This window comes from Methylobacterium sp. JK268 (assembly GCF_054052225.1).
In genome coordinates this window covers 148,266-167,116 of sequence record NZ_JBSVZN010000013.1, presented here as the reverse complement: position 1 = coordinate 167,116, position 18,851 = coordinate 148,266, and the positions used below count along the sequence as shown (strand labels likewise).

The window sequence follows — 18,851 nt, the reverse complement described above, 5'->3', positions numbered from 1 at the left end:
GCCTCAGCCCTTCAGGGTCCGGTCGATCAGCGCCTTGAGCCGCGGCATCTCGGCGCCGAGCTTCACGAAATCCGGCCGCACCAGGTTCGCCACCGCGTCCGCCGCGGTGAGGATCGCCGGATTGCCCTTGAGCGCGTCGGGCACCGCCACCCGGGTGCTCGCGGGCGAGTAGAAGCCCCGCTCGATCCAGGCGCGCTGGCACTCGTCGGAGAGCCAGGTGTTGAGGTAGCGCTGGGTGAGCGCGCTCACCGCCGGGGAGAAGCCGGCGCAGACCTGCATGTGGCCGGTCCACTGCACCGCCCCCTCCTTGGGGATGGTGAAGGCGACGTTCTTGCCCTGGGACTTCGCCATCGCGGTCCAGGAGCCCCAGTGCGGCGCGAGCCAGACCTCGCCGCGATGGACGAGGTCCTCCTCGGCGGTCGGCGAGTTCACCCAGGCGCCGATGTTCTCCTTGTGCGGCGCCCAGGCCTTGATGCCCTCCTCGACGCTCGGCCCCTTGCCGGCGATCACCGCCGCCATGACGTAGGTGTCGTAGTAGGCGTCCCACATCGACACCCGGCCCTTGTACTTGGGGTTCCAGAGGTCGGTCCAGGATTTCGGCTCCTCGACCTTGTCCGGGTTGTACATGATGCCCCAGGGCGTCAGGTGGAACGGGATGCCGAAGCCGCCGGGCGTGGAGAGGCCGGCCGGCAGGGCGGCAGCGTTGGGCACCAGCGCGGCGTCGAACTTCGCCCACATCTTGTCGTTGAGGCCGCGCTGGGCGAACAGGTCGTTGACCATGCCGCCGCTCACCACCGGGTTGCCGCGCTGGGCCAGCATCTTCGGGTAGGCGACCGCGTTGGAGCCGACCTCGAAAGTCACCTCGGTCTTCGGGTGCTCCTTGCGGAAGGCCGGCAGCGTCGCGTCCCGCAGGATGTCCGGGACGATGCCGGGCTGGGACAGGATCACCAGCTTGGCGACCTCCTCGGCCGGCGCCTGGGCCAGGGCCTCGGCGAAGGACAGGAGCGAGGCGCCCCCGGCGCCCGCCGCCACCAGCCCCTTCAGGAGCCCGCGGCGGTGGGGGTGGCCCGCGAAGGCGGCAAGGAGGTCGTCGGTCTCGGCCATGGGGGTCATCCCGGGTGAGAGGAGGGGGGGTACGGCGTCAGACGCGGTCAGTTGAGGGATTTGAAACTCCCGCGAGTCTTCCCCCCCTTTTCCAGACGAGAGCAGCGTCAGCGGAAGGAGATCCGGAAACCAGCGCAAGGACTCGCCGCGAAGCGGCCCCGAATGCCGGGACCGTTGCTGACACACGGACGCCTCGCGACGTCTCATGCTGGTTTCCGGATCTCCTTCCGCTATCGCTGCAGTCGTCCGGAAAAGGGGAGGAAGCCAAGGGGAGATCTCTCGTCCTTGTGTGTGTCGAGGATGGTCAGCCGCCGAACTGCCGGCCGAGCCCGACCAGCCGCTCGATGACCAGGATGGCGATCGAGGTCAGGCCGAGCAGCACCGTCGAGATCGCGGCGAGCGTCGGGTCGAGGGTGAACTCGCTGTAATTGTACATCTCGATCGGCAGCGTGGTGACGCCGGGGCCGACCAGGAACATCGACACCGTGAACTCGTCGAAGGAGATGATCAGCGCGAAGGTCGCCCCGGCGATGAGGCCCGGCCGCAGCATCGGCAGCGTCACGTGCCGGAAGGCCTGCCAGCGGTCGGCCCCGAGAGTGTGGGCGGCCTCCTGGTAGCTGCGGTCGATCTCGGTGAGCGTCGCGACCGCGGTGCGCAGGATGTAGGGCAGCGTCAGCACCACGTGGGCGAGCACGAGGCCCCAGACGTTGCGCAGGAGCCCGAGCGGCGTCATCACCAGGGCGAGCGCCGCGGCGAGCACGATCGCCGGGAAGACCAGCGGGGTCATGAACAGCATCAGCAGGGCGTCGCGTCCCGGGAAGCGGTAGCGCACGAAGGCGATGGCGGCGGGCACCCCGGCCGCGAGCGAGAACGCGGTCGCCATCACGGCCACCTCCGCGCTTAGCCGGAACGCGTCGAGGAATTCCGGCCGCGCCCAGATGTTGGCGAACCAGCGCAGGGAGAAGCCGCGCGGCGGGAAGGTGAGCGAGACGTCGGTGCTGAAGGCGAGCGGCACCACGATCAGCACCGGCAGGGCCAGGAACAGCAGGACGAGCCCGACATAGGCGGCGAGCGCCCGCTCGCCGAGGGGGGCGGTGCGGAGGGGCGGGACGGCGAGGCTGTCGGACTCGGTCATGGGGCGTCCTCAGCGGCGGGAGTGGCGGCGCAGGAACAGGCCGTAGGCGGCGAGCACCAGGAGCGTCCCGAGGGTGAGGATCATCGCGGCGGCCGCCCCGGTCGGCCAGTCGACCAGCACCACCATCTGCTCCTGGATCGTGACGGCGAGCACCGTGACCTGCCCGCGCCCGAGCATCACCGGGGTAACGAAGGCGCCGACCGTCAGGCAGAACACGATCACCGAGCCCGAGGCGATGCCCTGGACCGAGAGCGGCAGGGCCACCTTCAGGAAGCTGCGCAGGGGATCGGCGCCGAGCACCGTCGCGGCCTCCAGGCAGCCGCGGTCGATCTTGCCGACCACGGCGGCGACCGAGAGGATCATGAAGGGCAGGAGGATGTGGACCATCCCCAGCACCACGCTCCAGAAGCCCTGCATCAGCTTCAGCGGCTCGTCGACCAGTCCGAGGCCGCGCAGGACGGCGTTCACCAGCCCCTCGTTGCCCAGGATGATGGTCCAGCCGAGCGTGCGCACGATGATGCTGACGAGGAGCGGCGCGATGATCCCCAGGAAGACGAGGTGCTTGCGCCGCGAGGTCGAGCGCGCGAGGAACCACGCGACGGGATAGCCCAGCACCGCCGTGATCAGCGTGACCACCCCGGCGAGCAGGAAGGTGCGCCCGATGATGCGCAGGTAGTACGGGTCGGTGAGGACCGCGCGGTAGTGGTCGAGCGTGTAGCCGGTCGGGTCGGGGAAGCGGTCCTGGACCGAGACCTGGAGCATGGCCAGGAAGGGCCAGAGCAGCCCCGCCGCCAGGATGACGAGGCCGGGCCCGAGCAGCAGGCCGAGGCCGAGGGCCTGCCGCCCCCCGGCGCGGCGGGGCGGGGCGGCCTCGACCGGGGCGTCAGTTAATCCACTGACCGCCGTCGACATCGATGATCTCCCCGGTGAGGTAGTTCGGCTCGACGGTGGCGAGGAACGCGATCACGACGGCGACGTCCTCCGGCGTGCCGATGCGGCCGAGCGGGATGGTGCCGAGGATCGCCTCGCGGTTCGCCGCGATCAGGCGCTCGGTGAGCGCCGTCTCGATCGATCCCGGGCAGACCGCATTCACGCTCACCTGCGGGGCGAGTTCCTTGGCCAGCGCCCGGGTCATGCCCAGGATGCCGGCCTTGGCGGTGCAGTAGGCGAACTTGCTCACCGCCGAGCGCGCGCCGCCCGTGTTGGCGCTGACCGACGAGACGTTGACGATGCGCCCGCGCCCGGCCGCCAGCATCGCAGGTGCCACGCTCTTGCACCAGTTGAAGCAGCCCTTGAGGTTGACCGCGATGGTGCGGTCCCACTCCTCCTCGGAGATCTCCACCAGGCTCTTGGGCTGGGAGATGCCGGCATTGTTCACCAGCACGTCGATCCGGCCGAAGCGGGACAGGCAGGTCTCGGTGTGCCGGCCGACCAGCGCGAAGGCGCCGACGTCGCCGGGCAGCGCCAGCACCTCGATCCCGCCGGCGGAGAGGCGCGCCGCGGCCGCGTCGAGGGTCGGGCCTTCGAGGTCGGAGAGGGCGATCCGGTAGCCCTTGTCGGCGAGCGCCAGGGCGGTCGCGAGGCCGATGCCGCGGGCGCCGCCGGTGACGATCGCGACGGGAGCGAGGCTGGACACGGGGGCGCTCCTTCGGACGGCGGGCGCCCGCATCTTTCGGGCGCGCCGCTGGCACGGCGTGTTCTGCAATGATCATTGCATCGGCGCAGGTGAGCGTAAAGCTCATTTCATGAGCGCGGGACCGGGCAGATGCCGCCCGCGGCGGCAGGGGCGGGTGCGCGCCGCCGAATCCCCCGCGAGGCGGGGGTCAGCGGCGCGCCGGATCCTCAGCCTTTCGCCTTGGCGTAGGCGGCGATCTCCGCGTGGGTGGCGAACCAGACGTCGCCCTTGGCCTTCGCGTGGCGGATGATCTCGTCCAGGATCCAGATCCGCGAGCGGTAGCCGATGATGTGCGGGTGCATCGTGAGCTGGAACAGGCCGCCCTCGTCGTAGGCGGCATCGAACTCGCGCCGGAAGATCTCCAGCACGTCGCCCGGCGGCGTGTAGGGCCGCAGCGACTGGAAGCGGTGCATCATGAAGTACACCGCGTCGTCGCGCACCCACTCCACCGGCAGCTCCACGATCCCGGTCGGCTCGCCGTGCAGCAGCAACTCGTAGCAATCCTCGTCGGCCATGAGCGAGGAATCGTAGGCGAGGCCCATCTCCTTCTCGATCGCCAGGGTGCTGGGGCTGAAATCCCAGGAGGGCGTGCGCAGGCCGACGGGGCGCACGCCGGTGATCGTCTCCAGCGCGTCCGCCGAGCGCAGCATCAGGTCGCGCTCGGCCTCACCGGGGAGGATCGAGTTCAACTCGTGGATCCAGCCGTGGATGCCGATCTCGTGGCCCTGCGCCACGAGGCGGCGCTGCTCGTCGGGATAGAGCAGCGCCACGACCGCCGGGACGTAGAACGTCGCCCTGATGTCGTGGCGCGCCAGCAGCGCCTCGACCCGCGGCACGCCGACCCGGTTGCCGAACTGGCCCCAGGACATCCGGCCGATCGACTTGCCGCCCTCGCGCAGCTCGTTGGTCTCGTGGTCCGAGTCGAAGGAGAGCGCGACGGCGCACCGCGCCCCGCCCGTCCAGGACGCGGGCCGGTAGCGGCGGCCCGCCCGCACCTGATCGACGAGCTTGCGCCAATGCGGCTCGCTCCATTGCCAGGGCTCAAGGCTCGGGGTGTCGGACATGGGACATGACTCCTGCGTGGTCTCCACCGGAGCCCGCAACGCCACCGGCGTCGACGGACGGGTGTTCGTGGTGGCGCGCGGCTCCTCCGCGCCGGCCAGGCGCCGGGGCGGATGCCGGCCTCAGCCGAGTGCCTGGCTCGCCAGGGCGTAGGTCCGCGCAGGCGATCCCGCCGCGCCTCCCGCCCGCGCGAGCCAGGACCGGCCGCGCGCCATCGTCGTCACCGTGTCGTAGACCGGCATCCCGGAGCCCAGCACGAAGGCCGCGAAGGCCCCCGACCTCTCCCGGGTGTCCACGCGCAGGAAGCGGCCGGCGAAGGCGGCGACCTGCGGCCGGGCCACCGCGATCGCGTCCGCGTCGCAGGAGGCGACGAGCGGCCCGATCACGTGGCCCCGCCCGAAGGGCCGGCAGAGCGCGAAGGCGGCGATCCGGCCGTCGCGCAGCAGCACGGTCCCCGTCGAATCCGCCAGGAGCCGTCCCAGCAGCGCGCCGCGCGGAGTCCCGAACGCCGCCGCGTCGAGGGCGATCAGCGCGTCGCGATCGCCGGCCCCGGCCGCGCGCAGCGTGGCGCCGGGCGGCGACGGGTGGTCGTCCGGACGCACCGCGATGCCGTTGCACTGGTAGACCGTCGCCTCGTCGACGAAGCCGAGCGAGCGGTAGAGCCGGTGCGCCGCGCGCGTCGCGTTGAGGCCGAGCGCGCGGTCGCCCGTCGCCGCGAAGACCTGCTCCATCAGCCAGCGTCCCGCACCCTGCGCCTGCAGCCGCGGCGCGGTGATGACCATCCCGACCGTCGCGAAGGCCTCGGACGAGGGAAACCACATCGCCGTCCCGACGATCCGGCCGATCTCGTCCTGGGCCGCGACCCCGCGCCCCGTCTCGAGGAGCATCTGCCAATCCTCGGCCCGGTGCGGCCAGCGCACCGCGATGGAGAGGGCGTGCAGGGAAGCGAGGTCGACCGACGCGATGTCGAGCGCCGTGAGTGCGAAGGTCTCGATCCGAAGCGTGTCGGTCTGCTCCACCCGCGGCCCCGCCCCTGCCGCACCTGCCCTGGTGCGCGCTGACATCCGTACCGAATGTGGACCTTTCCGCGCGGCTTCAAGCGCCGGGGAAGCGGCTTTTCGCAGAACTTTCCACCGAATCGCCGCCCGTTTCCAGCCCATCGCCCCACGCGGCGGGCGTATGCTTGACGAGACCGGCGCCGGCGGCGGCGTTTCCGGGGGGGCGACGATGCACGACCCGATGAGTCCGGAGGAGATCCTTGCCCGCCTCGTCGCCTTCCCGTCCGTGGTCGGGCAGCCGAACGGGCCGATCGCGGGGTGGATCCGCACCTACGCGGAGAGCGTCGGCGCCCAGGTCACCGCCGTGCCCGGTCCGGAGGGCGACCGGACGAACCTCCTCGTCACCCTCGGGCCCGCCGACGTTCCGGGCTTCATCCTGTCGGCCCACATGGACGTGGTGCCGGCGGGCGAGGCGGGCTGGGTGTCGGATCCCTTCGCGCTGCGGCCGGACGGGGAGCGGCTCTACGGCCGCGGCACCAGCGACATGAAGGGCTTTCTCGCCTGCGCGCTCGCGGCGCTCCCGTCCCTGGCCGCGCTGACCCTGGCCCGTCCGCTCCACCTCGCCCTCTCGTACGACGAGGAGGCCGGCTGCCGCGGCGTGCCGCACCTCATCGCCGCCCTGCCCGGCCTCGTCGCCCCTGCCGAGGGCTGCATCGTCGGCGAGCCGAGCGGCCTGCGCGCCATCCTGGCCCACAAGGGCAAGGCGGCCGCGCGGATCACCGTGCGCGGTCGCGCCGGGCATTCCTCGCGGCCGGATCTCGGTCTCAACGCCATCCACGCCATGGCGCCGGTGCTCGATGCGGCCGTCCGGCAGGCCGAGGCCCTGGCGCGGGGCCCCGTCGACCCGGCCTTTGACCCGCCCACTTCCTCGCTGCAGGTTGGCCGGATCGGCGGCGGGGAGGCGCTCAACGTCATTCCGGACCTCTGCACGATCGAGGTCGAGGCGCGGGCGATCGCGGGGGTCGCCCCGGATTCGCTGCTCGCGCCCCTGCGGGACGCCCTCGCGGCCGTCGCGGCGCGGGGCGTCGAGACCCTGTGGGAAGACCTGAGTGCCTATCCGGCGCTCGCGCTCCCGGCCGGGGCGCCCCTCGCGGCGCTGCTGCGCGACCTCACCGGCGAGGAGCCTCTCGCCGCGGTGAGCTACGGCACCGAGGCGGGCCTCTACCAGGCGGCCGGCATCGACGCGATCATCTGCGGCCCCGGCGACATCGCCCGCGCGCACCGGCCGAACGAGTATGTCGAGAGGGGCGAACTCGCCGCCTGCCTCGCTCTGATCGGGCGGCTCGCGGAGCGGCTGCGCGCCTGAGCCAAGCCGCGCCTTCGGCTCGGTGACGCGATCGATCGGCACATCGCATTGCGCCGCGGGCGGGGGCGACAACGGCGCGATCTGCCGCGATCCGCCGCAGCTTCACTCTTTCCTGCCGGCCGCACCGGGCGATGGTCCCGCCATCCTCACCGACCGGGGCGCGCCGCATGGCCTTCCTGTTCAACTCCGACGCGGCACGCGCCCGGATCTTCGCCGAGGCCTTCGCCCGCGACCTGCCCACCTTGCGCTTCGTAACCCCGGACGACCGGTACGACCCGGCCGAGATCCGCTACCTCATCACCTGGACCCCCCCGGAGGCGATGGAGCGCTTCCGCAGCCTCGAGGCGCTGTTCTGCATCGGCGCCGGGATCGACCAGTTCCCCCTGAGCGCCCTCCCGCCGCAGCTGAAGGTCGTGCGGATGGTCGAGGAGGGCATCGTGCGCATGATGCAGGAATACGTCGCCCTCGGCGTGCTCGCGCTCCATCGCGACCTGCCCGGCTACCTGTCGCAGCAGGCCGGGCGGGTGTGGCGGGCGCGGCCGGCGCGCCAGGCTGCCGAGCGGCGCGTCGGGGTGCTCGGCCTCGGCGAGCTCGGCCGGGCCGCGCTGGAGCGCCTGGCGCCCTTCGGCTTCCCGCTCGCCGGCTGGAGCCGTTCGCCGCGCGAGATCCCGGGCGCGGCCTGCCACCACGGCATGGAGGCGCTGCCCGGCTTCCTCGCCCGGACCGACATCCTGGTCTGCCTGCTGCCGCTGACGGCCGAGACGCGGGGCCTCCTCGGCGCCGATCTCTTCGCGGCCTTGCCGGAGGGCGCGGGCCTCGTCCATGCCGGGCGCGGCGGCCAGCTCGACGCCGCGGCGCTGATCGCTGCCCTCGATGCCGGCCGGCTCTCCGGCGCGGTGATCGACGTCACCGAGCCCGAGCCGCTGCCCTCCGACCATCCCCTCTGGGCGCATCCCAAGGTGCTGCTCACCCCGCATATCGCCAGCGTCACGCAGCCCGTCACGGCCGCGCGGGCGGTGATCGCGAACATCCGCCGCCTGGAGGCGGGGCTCGATCCGATCGGGCTCGTCGACCGCACGCGCGGCTACTGACCCGTCTCGTCGTCTCGAGGATCTCCCCATGTCGCTCCTCACCACCATCGACACTGCGCCGGCCGGCGCGCCCCGGGACTCGAAGGCGCCGCCCGAGCGCCTGATCTCCGGCGATCCCTCCTTCAGGACCTGGGCGCAGGACGAGTCGCGCGGCGGCACGGTGCGCACCGGCGTCTGGGAGGCGACCCCGGGCGAGACGCGCTCGATCAAGGGCGCGAGCTTCGAGTTCTGCCACATCCTGCAGGGCGTGGTGGAGATCGCCGAGGACGGCGGCGACACCCGCACCTATCGGGCCGGCGACAGCTTCGTGATGAAACCGGGCTTCACCGGCGTGTGGCGAACGATCGAGACCGTCCGGAAGATCTATGTCGTGGTGTCGGACGCCTGAGGCATCGGCGCGGTCCCGGATCCGCGCCCCCGACGCGTCCGCCGCTCCAAGCTCGTGCTCATCCGCGGGCTCATCGACCTGTCAGGAAAGGATACGACCATGCAGGGCCTGCGCGACCACTCGCTTCTGCGCCAGCAGGCGCTCGTCGCCGGGGCGTGGCGCGACGCGGACGAGGGCGGGACGCTCCCGGTCGTCGACCCGGCCACCGGCGCGGCGATCGGAACGGTGCCCGATTGCGGCGCGAGCGACACCCGCGCTGCGATCGCGGCGGCCGAGGCGGCCTTCGCCACCTGGCGCAGACGGACCCATGCCGAGCGGGCCGCCCTGCTTGAAGCCTGGCACGCCCTGATGCTGGAGAACCTGGAGGATCTCGCCCTGATCCTCACCCGCGAGCAGGGCAAGCCCCTCGCCGAGGCCCGGGGCGAGATCCGCTACGGGGCCTCCTTCGTGAAGTGGTTCGCCGAGGAGGCGCGGCGGATCGGCGGGTCGACCATCCCCTCCCCGACCCCGGACCGGCGGATCCTCGTCCTGAAGGAGCCGGTCGGCGTCTGCGGGATCATCACGCCCTGGAACTTCCCGAACGCGATGATCACCCGCAAAGTCGCGCCGGCACTCGCCGCCGGCTGCACGGTGGTGATCAAGCCCTCGGATTTCACGCCCTACTCGGCGCTGGCGCTCGCGGTGCTCGCCGAGCGGGCCGGCATCCCGGCGGGCGTCGTGAACGTCGTGACGGGAAGGCCGGAGGGGATCGGAGCCGAACTCACCGGTAGCCCGGCCGTGCGCAAGCTCTCCTTCACGGGCTCGACCCGCGTCGGGGCGCTGCTGATGCGGCAGGCCGCCGACACGATCAAGCGCCTCAGCCTCGAACTCGGCGGCAACGCGCCCTTCATCGTCTTCGACGACGCCGACCTCGACGCGGCCGTCGAGGGCGTGCTCGTCTCGAAGTTCCGCAACGGCGGCCAGACCTGCGTCTGCGCCAACCGCATCCTGGTCCAGGCGGGCATCCACGATCGCTTCGCCGCGGCCCTGGCGGAGCGCGTCTCGGCGATGCGGGTCGGACCCGGGACCGAGGCCGGGGTCGAGATCGGGCCGATGATCAACGCGGCGGCGCTCGCCAAGATCGATCGGCACGTCGCGGACGCGCTGGCCAAGGGCGCCACGATCCTGTCGCGGCCCGTGGCGCTGCCGGAGGGTGGGCGCTACGCGGCGCCCCTGGTGCTCGGCGGCGCGACGACCGCGATGCAGCTCGCGCAGGAGGAGACGTTCGGCCCCGTCGCGCCCCTGTTCCGCTTCGAGACCGAAGAGGAGGCGATCGCGATCGCCAACGGCACCCCGTTCGGCCTCGCCGCCTACTTCTACACCCGGGACCTCGCCCGCTCCTGGCGCGTCGGCGAGGCTTTGGACTTCGGCATGGTCGGGCTCAACACCGGCCTGATCTCGACCGAGGTCGCCCCCTTCGGCGGGGTCAAGCTGTCCGGACTCGGGCGTGAGGGCGCGCAATGCGGGATCGAGGAGTACCTGGAGACGAAGAGCTTCCACGTGGGTGGGCTGGGCTGAGGGCGCGGGTCCGCGGCCTGTCGCAACCTCGGCTTCGGGTCTTCGCGCGCTCGGCTTGAGCGTGAAAGTGCTGAAGACCTCGATTCGACCCAGGGGCGGGGAACGGACGGTCCTGGAGGTGCGCAACGCCGCGGGAGAGCGGCTGACCCGCACTGTCGACACGCCTCCGGTCGGCCTCGCGCGCGCGCCGGCCGGCGGGACGCACCGGGGTGCTGCCGGCCGCCAAGCGCGGAAGAAGCCCGGAGTCGCGCACGGCAAGCCTCGGGGATAGGCGTCAGGGTTCGCAAGCCGCCTTCGGAGGTCCGGTGCGGAAGCGGCGGCGCGGAACAAGGCGCCTGCACGCCAAGGTCAGGCCCCCGGAGATGCTATACCGTTGCGGTCATGGGGGCCTCATGGTCGCGGCAGGCCGTCGTGCTCGACCGAAGATCGCATTATTAAGCCAACCTCGGGATGAGGGCAGTGGTTGTCGGACTTTTTCGGCACTCCAAAAATCGCTCGACAGGCGCAATTTTTGGAGCTACAAAAAATTGATGCCGATCACGTTCGACCCCGTGAAGCGCGCAACGACCCTCCAGAACCGGGGGCTCGACTTCGCCTCGGCCGAGGTTGTGTTCGCGCAGCGGCATCACACGTTCGAGGACGTGCGGCGCGACTACGGCGAGGAGCGCCTCGTGACGATCGGCCACCTCGCGGGGCGAATGGTGATGATCGGCTGGACGCCGCGCGGTGCGGACCGCCACGTCTTTACGATGAGGAAGTGCAATGACCGAGAGCAAGCGCGCTATGCCGCCTTCTTCCGCTAATCCCTATGGGGAGACGGATTTCGCGAAGGTCGACGCTCACGTCATCACCGCGGAGGAATATGAGGAGCTGCCCGAACTGACCGACGAGGATCTCGCGGCGGCGGATGAGTACGTCGGCCCGACTCTGGTGCGGCGCGGCCGTGGCCGGCCGCGGCTCGAGGCGCCCAAGCGGCAGGTGACGTTGCGCCTCGACCCCGACGTGATCGACCGCTTCCGGGCGAGTGGCCCGGGCTGGCAAGTGCGGATCAACGCCATCCTGCGCGAGGCGTTGGATCGCGGGTGATACGGCCGGTTGCGTCGCGGCACGGAGGAAACGATCGACCATCGCCTGATCGGCCGAGAGCCCATGGGTCAGGGCGCACGCCGCGCGGGCGCCGCTGTGAGCGACCGGGACCCGCCCGACCCTCTGCTTCGGGTGCGCGATGCCGATGCGATCCGGATCGAGCGATGGCTCCCGGACCCTACTGAAACCGGTCCAGCATCTTGTAATACGCCCCCACCACCGGCAGGAACCACGGCTTGCCGAGATGGCCCGGGATCGCCGGCCAGTCCACGGCGGCCATGGGGTTGCGGTCGGCGCGGCCGAGCAGGATGTCGGCCATCACCTCCCCCATATGGACCGACATCTGGGCCCCGTGACCCGAATAGCCCATGGCGAAGTGGACGCCGTCCGCGATGCCGGCCCGCGGGAAGCGGTCTTTCGTCATGTCGACGAGGCCGCCCCAGCAATAGTCGATCTCGACCGCCGCGAGATGCGGGAAGATCCGCGCCAGGCTCTCGCGCAGGATCGCGCCGCTGCGGGCGTCCGAGCGCTGGTCGGAGGTCGCCGAGAAACGCGCCCGGCCACCGAAGATCAGGCGCCGGTCCGGCCCGAGGCGGAAGTAGTTGCCGATGTTGAGCGAGGTCACGCAGGTCCGGTCGCCCGGCAGCGTCGCGGCCACCTCCGATTCCGTGAGCGGCCGGGTCGCGATGATGAAGCTGCCGACCGGCACGAGGCGGCGGCGGAAATACCCGAAGGGCTGGCCCGTATAGGCGCCCGTCGCCAGCAGCACGTCGCGGGCGGTCACCCGGCCGCGCGGCGTCTCCAGCCCGTGGCGGCCACCCTCGCGGGTCCGCGCGACGACCGGCGCCTCCTCGAAGATCCGCGCGCCGTGGCGGGCCGCGGCCTGCGCGAGCCCGGCGACGAAGCGGCCCATATGCATTATGGCGCTCTTCTTCGACAGCATCGCGCCGTGGAACCCGTCCGAGCCGATCTCGCCCCGCAGGTCGGCGGCCGAGAGGAGCGCCGTGTCGGGGTCGACCTCCGCGTGGACGGCCTCGAAGTTGCGCGCGATCCCGGCGAGATGCGCGGGCTTCGAGGCGAGTTTGAGCTTGCCGGAGCGGCGGAAGGCGCAGTCGATGCCCTCCTCGGCGACGATCGCCTCGACCGTGTCGACGGCGTCGTCGAAGGCCCGGTAGAGGGCCCGCGCCCGCTCGGGGCCGAGTTCCGCCTTGGCGGCGAGGTAGCTGTGGGCGAGGCCGTTGTTGAGGTGGCCGCCGTTGCGGCCCGAGGCGCCCGCGCCGACGCGCGCGCCCTCCAGCACCACGACCGACGCCCCGGCGCGCGCGAGCTGGCGCGCCGCCGCGAGCCCGGTGAAGCCGCCGCCGATCACGGCGACGTCGTAATGGCCCGCGACCGGGCCGGGCGCGGCCTCCGCGAAGGTCGGTGCCGTGTCGTGCCAGTAGGAGATGAAGCGCATCGGCGGGGGCCTTCCGGGCGGGCGCCGGCGAAACGGCGCCGCGATCGACGGGGAGCGGGAACCGGGGCTACAGCCCGACCACGGAGGGCAGGCCCGAGATGTCCTTGATCTCGACGTAGCCGTAATACGGGTTCGCCGGCTCGTGGCCGCGGTTCACCCAGACCTTGTGCGTGATGCCGAGGTCGTGGGCCGACATCAGGTCGTAGCGGAACGACGAGGAGCAGTGCAGCACGTCCTCGGGGCCGCAGCCCAGCCTGTCGAACATGTACTCGAAGGCACGGAAGCGGGGCTTGTAGGCCTGCGCCTGTTGCGCCGTGTAGACCGCGTGGAACGGCGCGCCGAGCTTGGTGACGTTGGAGGGGATCTGCGCGTCCATGGCGTTCGAGAGGATGACGAGCGGGATCTCCTTGGCGACCTTGGCGAGGCCCGCCGGCACGTCCGGGTGCGGCCCCCAGCTCGGCACCTGCTCGTAGATGGCGCGGGCGTCCTCCGGGCGGAACGGGGCGCCGTGCTTGCGGCAGGTGCGCTCGACCGCGTTGTGGATCACCGCGTCGTAGGGCTTCCAATCGCCGAGGATCTCGTCGAGCCGGTAGGCCGCGAAGTCCTTGACGAAGGCGGCCATCCGCGGCGCGTCGAGCGTGGCGCCGTAGAGGCCCTTGGCCGCCTCGGCCATCTGGAAGTGGGTCAGCGTGCCGTAGCAGTCGAACGTGATGTATTTGGGCCGAAAGGCGGTCATCTCGCATCCTCGCTGAAGCATCGCCGCGGGTGCGGCGCTCGCGCCGGCTCAGGGCGGCAGGATCCGGGCCCGCATTCTCCCGGGCCTCGTCTCGCACAGGATGATAGGCCGGGCCTCCGCGCGGGATCTCCGCATTGGGGCGGGCGGAAAGCAGATTCTTCCGTATCGGCGGGGCCGCCCGGCAGGGAGTTGCGGGCCGGCCGGGCGCGGTCCCGCGCCGGCATAAGATGCGGCGGACCTCCCGCAGGACGACGGAAGATGTCGCGCGCCGCCCCCGCTCGGCGCCATCTCCCGCGGCCACGCGCCTAATCCTGATGTCCGAGAGCCCGACGGCGAGGACGACGAGGAATGCGGAGCACGGAACCGGAACTGAGCGCCTTCGCGGCGGGCCATCTCGACGAGGCCGTCGCGCTCTCGCGGGCGGCGGGCTGGCCGCACCGGCGGGAGGATTGGGCGCTGGTCCTGTCCCTGAGCGTCGGGCAGGTCGCTCTCGATGCCGGCCGGGTGGTCGGCACAGCCATGATGACGCCCTTCGGCGGGACCGCGACCATCAACATGGTGATCGTCGACGAGGCGATGCGCGGGCGCGGCCTCGGCCGCCGGCTGATGGAGGCGGCGCTGGCCGCCGCCGCGGGCCGCGATTGCCGGCTCGTCGCGACGCGGGACGGGCTGCCGCTCTACGAGAAGCTCGGCTTCCGCTCCGTCGGCGAGATCCTCCAGCACCAGGGGCACGCCGCGGCGGACACGGATGGGACGGCGGAGGGCATCGCCTGGGAGGCTCCTCCGGCCGCCGATCTCGCCGTCCTCGACCGCGCGGCCTGCGGCATGGAGCGGGAGGGGCTCCTCGCCCGCCTCGCCGCCGAGGGGCAGGTCGCGGTGCTGCGCCGCTCCGGGGCCGTTGCGGGCTTCGCGGTCCGACGCCGCTTCGGCCGCGGCGAGGTGATCGGGCCCGTCGTCGCGCCGGGGCCCGACGAGGCGCGCGCGCTCATCGCTTTCGCCATCGCCGCCCGGCCCGGCGTCTTCCTGCGGGTCGACACGCCGGCCGGCACCCACCTCGGGCCCTGGCTCGCGGAGCGCGGCCTCGCCCGCGCGGGCGGCGGCATCGTCATGGTCCGCGACGGGGCCAGGCCGCCGGCTTCGGCCGCGACCGCCCCGCCGTCCCCTCCTCCCCGCACCTTCGCCCTCGCGAGCCAAGCGCTCGGCTAATCCCGGAGCCCCCCGATGCTCAGCAATTCCCTGATCGAACTCGACCGCGCCCACCTCGTCCACCCGGTCGCCTCCTATCGGGGCCACGAGCGATTGGGCGTGCGGGTGCTGCGCTCCGCCAAGGGCGCGACCGTCACGGACGCCACCGGCCACCAGCTCCTCGACGGTTTCGCGGGCCTGTGGTGCGTCAATGCCGGCTACGGCCACGACAGCATCGTCGAGGCGGCGGCGCGGCAGATGCGCGAACTGCCCTATGCCACCGCCTATTTCGGGCTCGGCTCGGAGCCGGCGATCCGCCTCGCCGCGGCGCTCGCCGAGCGGGCCCCGGGCGACCTCGACCACATCTACTTCACCCTCGGCGGGTCCGACGCGGTCGACACCACGGTCCGGTTGATCCGCTACTACCAGACGGTGCGGGGCCGCCCCGAGAAGGACCAGTTCCTCTCCCTGGAGCAGGGCTATCACGGCTCCTCGACGGTGGGCGCCGGCCTGACCGCGCTGCCGGCCTTCCACGGCCATTTCGGCCTGCCGCTGCCCTGGCAGCACAAGATCCCCTCGCCCTATCCCTACCGCAACCCGGTCGGCACCGATCCGGACGCCATCATCGCCGCCTCCCTGGCAGCCTTGCGGGCGAAGGTCGACGAGGTCGGCGGGCCGGGCCGCGTCGCCGCCTTCTACGCCGAGCCGATCCAGGGCTCGGGCGGGGTCATCGTGCCGCCGCGCGGCTGGCTGAAGGCGATGCGCGACCTCTGCGCGGAGCTCGACATCCTGTTCGTCGCCGACGAGGTCATCACCGGGTTCGGCCGCACCGGCCCGCTCTTCGCCTGCGCGGAGGAGGAGATCGTCCCGGACCTGATGACCACCGCCAAGGGCCTGACCTCCGGCTACGTGCCCATGGGCGCGGTGTTCCTGTCGGACCGGATCTACCAGGTCATCGCGGATGGGGCCGGCGAGGCGACGGTCGGCCACGGCTACACCTACTCGGCCCATCCGGTGAGCGCCGCGGTCGGGCTGGAGGTGCTGCGCCTCTACGAGGACGGCCTCCTGGAGAACGGCCGCCGGGCGGGGGCGCGGCTGATGGAGGGATTGCGGGGCCTCGCCGATCACCCGCTCGTCGGCGAGGTGCGCGGGCGCGGCCTGCTCGCCGCGGTCGAGCTGGTGACCGACAAGGCCCGCAAGACCCCGCTCCCCGCCGCCGCGGAGCCAGCCCGCCGGATCTTCGACCGCGCCTGGGAGAACGGGCTGGTGATCCGCGCCTTCGCCAACGGCGTCCTCGGCTACGCGCCGCCGCTCTGCTGCACGGAGGCCGAGATCGACGCGCTCGTCGCGCGCACGCGCCGGACCCTCGACCAGACCCTGGAGGATCCCGACATCCGCGCGGCGATGGCCTGAGGCCGCGACCGGATTGCCGCCGCGTTGGGCAGATGTCGCGCTGCCCATTCGCTGCGCAATTTCCTGCTGCCGGCCCGCGATCTTCAGCGGATTCCGCCTGCGGACTCTGCGACACTCGGACGATCTCGGGGCCACCGGAGGGCTACGAGAGGTGAGCGGCCTCCCGTCCGGGTGGCGCCTCGGAAGGAGCGGATCGGTGGCGCAGCCCTTGAACGCGTATCGCTATCTCACCTTCGACGTCGTCGGCACGCTGATCGACTTCGAGGGCGGCATCAAGGACTGTCTGACGGGAATCGCTGCCGAGACCGGAACCAACGTCGACGGCGAGGAGGCCCTGTCCCTCTACCGCGCCGCCCGCTATGCGCCGGAGGCCGGGCTGTTCCCGGACGATCTCGCGCGGGTCTACCTCGCCATCGCCCCGGCGCTGGGCCTGCCGGCCGACCCGGCATACGGGGAGCGCCTGCGGGATTCCGCCAAGACCTGGAAGGCCTTCCCGGACAGCGCGGCGGCGCTGGGCCGGCTCGCGGAGGGCGCGCGCCTGATCGCCATGACCAATGCCCGAGCTTGGGCCTTCGCGCATTTCGCGGAGGCGCTCGGCAACCCGTTCCACGCCGCCTTCACGGCGGACGACACCGGCACCGAGAAGCCGGACCCGGCCTTCTTCGAGCAGGTCTTCGCGTTCATCGAGGGAGAGGGCGGCGCCCGCGCCGACATCCTCCACGTCGCCCAGAGCCAGTACCACGACATCGGCGTCTCGCGGCGGCTCGGCATCGCCACTTGCTGGATCGAGCGGCGCCACGCCCAGAATGGATACGGCGGTACCATCGCGCCGGAGCAGGTCACCACGCCCGACTTCCACTTCACCTCCATGGCCGGCCTCGCCCAGGCCGTCGCGCACGCCGAAGCCTGAGCGCCCGCACCGCCCTGCCACGCCGACCGAGGGGATCCTGATGACCGACTCTTACGCCTCGCACTGGACCCGCCGCGACGATACCCGGATCGCGGAAGCGATCCGCCGCGGCGCCTCCCGCCGCGAACTGCTGCGCGGGCTGATGCTCGGCGGCGTCGCCGCGTCGGCCGGCAGCGCGATCCTCGGCCGCGCGGGCGCGGCGGTCGCGGCGTCCCCGCGCTCCGGCGGCTCGCTGCGGGCCGCCGGCTGGTCGTCCTCGACCGCCGACACCCTCGACCCGGCCAAGGCCTCGCTCTCCACCGACTACGTGCGCTGCTGCAGCTTCTACAACCGGCTGACCTTCCTGGACGCCGCCGGCAGCGTGCAGATGGAGCTCGCCGAGCGCATCGAGAGCAGCGACGCCAAGGTCTGGACCGTGACGCTGCGCAAGGGCGTCACCTTCCACAACGGCAAGACGCTGACCGCCTCCGACGTGGTCTACTCCCTCAAGCGCCACCTCGACCCCGCGGTCGGCTCCAAGGCGAACGCGCTCGCCAAGCAGATGACCGGCTTCGCGACGCCCGACGACCGCACGGTCGAGATCACGCTGGCGCATCCGAACGCCGACCTGCCGACCATCCTCGCCACCCACCACTTCATGATCCTGGCCGAGGGCACCACGGATTTCGCCAAGGCCAACGGCACCGGCGCCTTCACCTGCGAGGTGTTCGAGCCGGGCGCGCGCTCGGTCGGCCTCAAGAACAAGAACTACTGGAAGGCGAGCGGCCCCTACCTCGATTCCTTCGAGTTCATCGCGATCCCGGACGATCCGGCGCGGGTCAACGCGCTCCTCTCCGGCGACGTGCAACTCGCCGCGGCGATCAACCCGCGCTCGATCCGCCTCGTCGAGAGCCAGCCCGGCGTGGTCCTGTCGAAGACGACCACGGGCAACTACACCGACTTCAACATGCGCCTCGACATGGCGCCCGGCGACAAGGCGGGCTTCGTCGAGGGCATGAAGCTCCTGCTCAACCGCCAGCAGATCCAGAAATCCGCTCTGCGCGGGCTCGCGGAGATCGCCAACGACCAGCCGGTGGCGCCGTCGAGCCGCTACCACAACCCGGAGGTCAAGCCGCGCGCCTACGACCCCGAGAAGGCGAAGTTCCTGCTCGGCAAGGCGGGCGTGCTCGGCCAGACCATCCCGGTCATCGCCTCGGACGCCGCCGGCTCCTCCATCGACATGGCGGTGCTGCTGCAGCAGGCGGCCGCCGGCATCGGCCTCAAGCTCGACGTGCAGCGGGTCCCGTCCGACGGCTACTGGTCGAACTACTGGCTCAAGGCCCCGATCCACTTCGGCAACGTCAATCCGCGCCCGACGCCCGACATCCTGTTCTCGCTGTTCTACGCCTCCGACGCGCCCTGGAACGAAACCCGCTTCAAGTCCGAGACCTTCGACCGCATGATGGTCGAGGCGCGCGGCCTCCTCGACGAGGGCAAGCGCAAGCAGATCTACGGCGAGATGCAGCAGATGATCTCCGACGAGGCCGGCACCGCCATCCCGGTCTACCTCTCGAATGTCGACGCCCTCTCGGCGAAGCTGAAGGGGCTGCAGCCGAACCCGCTCGGGGGCATGATGGGCTACGCCTTCGCGGAATACGTCTGGCTCGACGCCTGAGCCGACCGCCCCGCCTCTCCTCCCCCGGAGGCCGC

General features: G+C 71.9%; 18 protein-coding genes. 10 read left to right on the top strand and 8 right to left on the bottom strand.

Annotation, left to right across the window (positions count from 1 at the left end; genetic code table 11):
• Window positions 1–3 precede the first annotated feature (3 nt).
• The 6 genes from ACW9J6_RS16305 to ACW9J6_RS16280 all read right to left on the bottom strand — a co-directional run bounded on the left by ACW9J6_RS16305 (window position 4) and on the right by ACW9J6_RS16280 (window position 6,040).
• Window positions 4–1,104, bottom strand: coding sequence for an ABC transporter substrate-binding protein (locus ACW9J6_RS16305; RefSeq protein WP_457117532.1), 1,101 nt, complete (start codon window positions 1,102–1,104; stop codon window positions 4–6).
• 304 nt (window positions 1,105–1,408) lie between these two features.
• A complete protein-coding gene (locus tag ACW9J6_RS16300; protein ID WP_457117531.1) occupies window positions 1,409–2,239 on the bottom strand; it encodes an ABC transporter permease in 831 nt (276 codons plus the stop codon).
• 9 nt (window positions 2,240–2,248) lie between these two features.
• The gene (locus ACW9J6_RS16295; RefSeq protein ID WP_457117530.1) at window positions 2,249–3,151 is read right to left on the bottom strand and encodes an ABC transporter permease; all 903 of its coding nucleotides are present in this window, start codon (window positions 3,149–3,151) and stop codon (window positions 2,249–2,251) included.
• Window positions 3,123–3,875 (bottom strand): SDR family NAD(P)-dependent oxidoreductase, encoded by a 753-nt coding sequence (locus ACW9J6_RS16290; RefSeq protein ID WP_457117529.1) that lies wholly within the window; start codon window positions 3,873–3,875, stop codon window positions 3,123–3,125. Before ACW9J6_RS16290 ends, ACW9J6_RS16295 begins: the two co-directional genes overlap by 29 nt.
• 206 nt (window positions 3,876–4,081) lie before the next feature.
• Entirely contained in the window at window positions 4,082–4,978 is an 897-nt protein-coding gene (locus tag ACW9J6_RS16285; protein ID WP_457117528.1) for a polysaccharide deacetylase family protein, read from the bottom strand.
• A 120-nt stretch (window positions 4,979–5,098) separates the two neighbouring features.
• Window positions 5,099–6,040: a GNAT family N-acetyltransferase gene (locus ACW9J6_RS16280; RefSeq protein WP_457117527.1), complete on the bottom strand. Its 942-nt coding sequence runs from the start codon at window positions 6,038–6,040 to the stop codon at window positions 5,099–5,101.
• Between the two features lie 175 nt (window positions 6,041–6,215).
• Between ACW9J6_RS16280 and argE the strand changes: the two genes are divergently transcribed.
• The 6 genes from argE to ACW9J6_RS16250 all read left to right on the top strand — a co-directional run bounded on the left by argE (window position 6,216) and on the right by ACW9J6_RS16250 (window position 11,462).
• Window positions 6,216–7,340, top strand: coding sequence for an acetylornithine deacetylase (gene argE / locus ACW9J6_RS16275; RefSeq protein WP_457117526.1), 1,125 nt, complete (start codon window positions 6,216–6,218; stop codon window positions 7,338–7,340).
• Between the two features lie 167 nt (window positions 7,341–7,507).
• Window positions 7,508–8,431: a 2-hydroxyacid dehydrogenase gene (locus ACW9J6_RS16270; protein WP_457117525.1), complete on the top strand. Its 924-nt coding sequence runs from the start codon at window positions 7,508–7,510 to the stop codon at window positions 8,429–8,431.
• 28 nt (window positions 8,432–8,459) lie between these two features.
• Complete coding sequence (locus tag ACW9J6_RS16265) at window positions 8,460–8,819, top strand: cupin domain-containing protein (RefSeq protein WP_457117524.1); 360 nt, start codon at window positions 8,460–8,462, stop codon at window positions 8,817–8,819.
• 99 nt (window positions 8,820–8,918) lie between these two features.
• Complete coding sequence (locus ACW9J6_RS16260) at window positions 8,919–10,376, top strand: NAD-dependent succinate-semialdehyde dehydrogenase (protein ID WP_457117523.1); 1,458 nt, start codon at window positions 8,919–8,921, stop codon at window positions 10,374–10,376.
• Between the two features lie 530 nt (window positions 10,377–10,906).
• A complete protein-coding gene (locus tag ACW9J6_RS16255; RefSeq protein ID WP_457117522.1) occupies window positions 10,907–11,179 on the top strand; it encodes a BrnT family toxin in 273 nt (90 codons plus the stop codon).
• Complete coding sequence (locus ACW9J6_RS16250; protein ID WP_457117575.1) at window positions 11,160–11,462, top strand: BrnA antitoxin family protein; 303 nt, start codon at window positions 11,160–11,162, stop codon at window positions 11,460–11,462. Before ACW9J6_RS16255 ends, ACW9J6_RS16250 begins: the two co-directional genes overlap by 20 nt.
• A gap of 178 nt (window positions 11,463–11,640) precedes the next feature.
• On the opposite strand, the gene ACW9J6_RS16245 is transcribed toward ACW9J6_RS16250, so the two are convergent.
• Both ACW9J6_RS16245 and ACW9J6_RS16240 read right to left on the bottom strand, forming a co-directional pair.
• The gene (locus ACW9J6_RS16245; protein WP_457117521.1) at window positions 11,641–12,918 is read right to left on the bottom strand and encodes an NAD(P)/FAD-dependent oxidoreductase; all 1,278 of its coding nucleotides are present in this window, start codon (window positions 12,916–12,918) and stop codon (window positions 11,641–11,643) included.
• A gap of 67 nt (window positions 12,919–12,985) precedes the next feature.
• A complete protein-coding gene (locus ACW9J6_RS16240; protein ID WP_457117520.1) occupies window positions 12,986–13,654 on the bottom strand; it encodes a haloacid dehalogenase type II in 669 nt (222 codons plus the stop codon).
• A 348-nt stretch (window positions 13,655–14,002) separates the two neighbouring features.
• Between ACW9J6_RS16240 and ACW9J6_RS16235 the strand changes: the two genes are divergently transcribed.
• The 4 genes from ACW9J6_RS16235 to ACW9J6_RS16220 all read left to right on the top strand — a co-directional run bounded on the left by ACW9J6_RS16235 (window position 14,003) and on the right by ACW9J6_RS16220 (window position 18,816).
• Window positions 14,003–14,860: a GNAT family N-acetyltransferase gene (locus tag ACW9J6_RS16235; protein WP_457117519.1), complete on the top strand. Its 858-nt coding sequence runs from the start codon at window positions 14,003–14,005 to the stop codon at window positions 14,858–14,860.
• A gap of 15 nt (window positions 14,861–14,875) precedes the next feature.
• A complete protein-coding gene (locus ACW9J6_RS16230) occupies window positions 14,876–16,252 on the top strand; it encodes an aminotransferase class III-fold pyridoxal phosphate-dependent enzyme (protein ID WP_457117518.1) in 1,377 nt (458 codons plus the stop codon).
• A 196-nt stretch (window positions 16,253–16,448) separates the two neighbouring features.
• Window positions 16,449–17,162 (top strand): HAD-IA family hydrolase, encoded by a 714-nt coding sequence (locus tag ACW9J6_RS16225; protein WP_457117517.1) that lies wholly within the window; start codon window positions 16,449–16,451, stop codon window positions 17,160–17,162.
• 40 nt (window positions 17,163–17,202) lie between these two features.
• The gene (locus tag ACW9J6_RS16220; protein ID WP_457117516.1) at window positions 17,203–18,816 is read left to right on the top strand and encodes an ABC transporter substrate-binding protein; all 1,614 of its coding nucleotides are present in this window, start codon (window positions 17,203–17,205) and stop codon (window positions 18,814–18,816) included.
• Window positions 18,817–18,851: the final 35 nt, after the last annotated feature.

Excerpts from the sequence above, each read along its gene's own strand:
- ACW9J6_RS16300 (WP_457117531.1), bottom strand. The coding sequence starts at position 2,239 with ATGACCGAGTCCGACAGCCTCGCCGTCCCGCCCCTCCGCACCGCCCCC.
- ACW9J6_RS16240 (WP_457117520.1), bottom strand. The coding sequence starts at position 13,654 with ATGACCGCCTTTCGGCCCAAATACATCACGTTCGACTGCTACGGCACG.
- ACW9J6_RS16270 (WP_457117525.1), top strand. The coding sequence starts at position 7,508 with ATGGCCTTCCTGTTCAACTCCGACGCGGCACGCGCCCGGATCTTCGCC.
- argE (WP_457117526.1), top strand. The coding sequence starts at position 6,216 with ATGAGTCCGGAGGAGATCCTTGCCCGCCTCGTCGCCTTCCCGTCCGTG.
- ACW9J6_RS16295 (WP_457117530.1), bottom strand. The coding sequence starts at position 3,151 with ATGTCGACGGCGGTCAGTGGATTAACTGACGCCCCGGTCGAGGCCGCC.
- ACW9J6_RS16245 (WP_457117521.1), bottom strand. The coding sequence starts at position 12,918 with ATGCGCTTCATCTCCTACTGGCACGACACGGCACCGACCTTCGCGGAG.
- ACW9J6_RS16260 (WP_457117523.1), top strand. The coding sequence starts at position 8,919 with ATGCAGGGCCTGCGCGACCACTCGCTTCTGCGCCAGCAGGCGCTCGTC.
- ACW9J6_RS16255 (WP_457117522.1), top strand. The coding sequence starts at position 10,907 with ATGCCGATCACGTTCGACCCCGTGAAGCGCGCAACGACCCTCCAGAAC.
- ACW9J6_RS16250 (WP_457117575.1), top strand. The coding sequence starts at position 11,160 with ATGCCGCCTTCTTCCGCTAATCCCTATGGGGAGACGGATTTCGCGAAG.
- ACW9J6_RS16285 (WP_457117528.1), bottom strand. The coding sequence starts at position 4,978 with ATGTCCGACACCCCGAGCCTTGAGCCCTGGCAATGGAGCGAGCCGCAT.
- ACW9J6_RS16230 (WP_457117518.1), top strand. The coding sequence starts at position 14,876 with ATGCTCAGCAATTCCCTGATCGAACTCGACCGCGCCCACCTCGTCCAC.
- ACW9J6_RS16235 (WP_457117519.1), top strand. The coding sequence starts at position 14,003 with ATGCGGAGCACGGAACCGGAACTGAGCGCCTTCGCGGCGGGCCATCTC.
- ACW9J6_RS16220 (WP_457117516.1), top strand. The coding sequence starts at position 17,203 with ATGACCGACTCTTACGCCTCGCACTGGACCCGCCGCGACGATACCCGG.
- ACW9J6_RS16280 (WP_457117527.1), bottom strand. The coding sequence starts at position 6,040 with ATGTCAGCGCGCACCAGGGCAGGTGCGGCAGGGGCGGGGCCGCGGGTG.
- ACW9J6_RS16305 (WP_457117532.1), bottom strand. The coding sequence starts at position 1,104 with ATGGCCGAGACCGACGACCTCCTTGCCGCCTTCGCGGGCCACCCCCAC.
- ACW9J6_RS16265 (WP_457117524.1), top strand. The coding sequence starts at position 8,460 with ATGTCGCTCCTCACCACCATCGACACTGCGCCGGCCGGCGCGCCCCGG.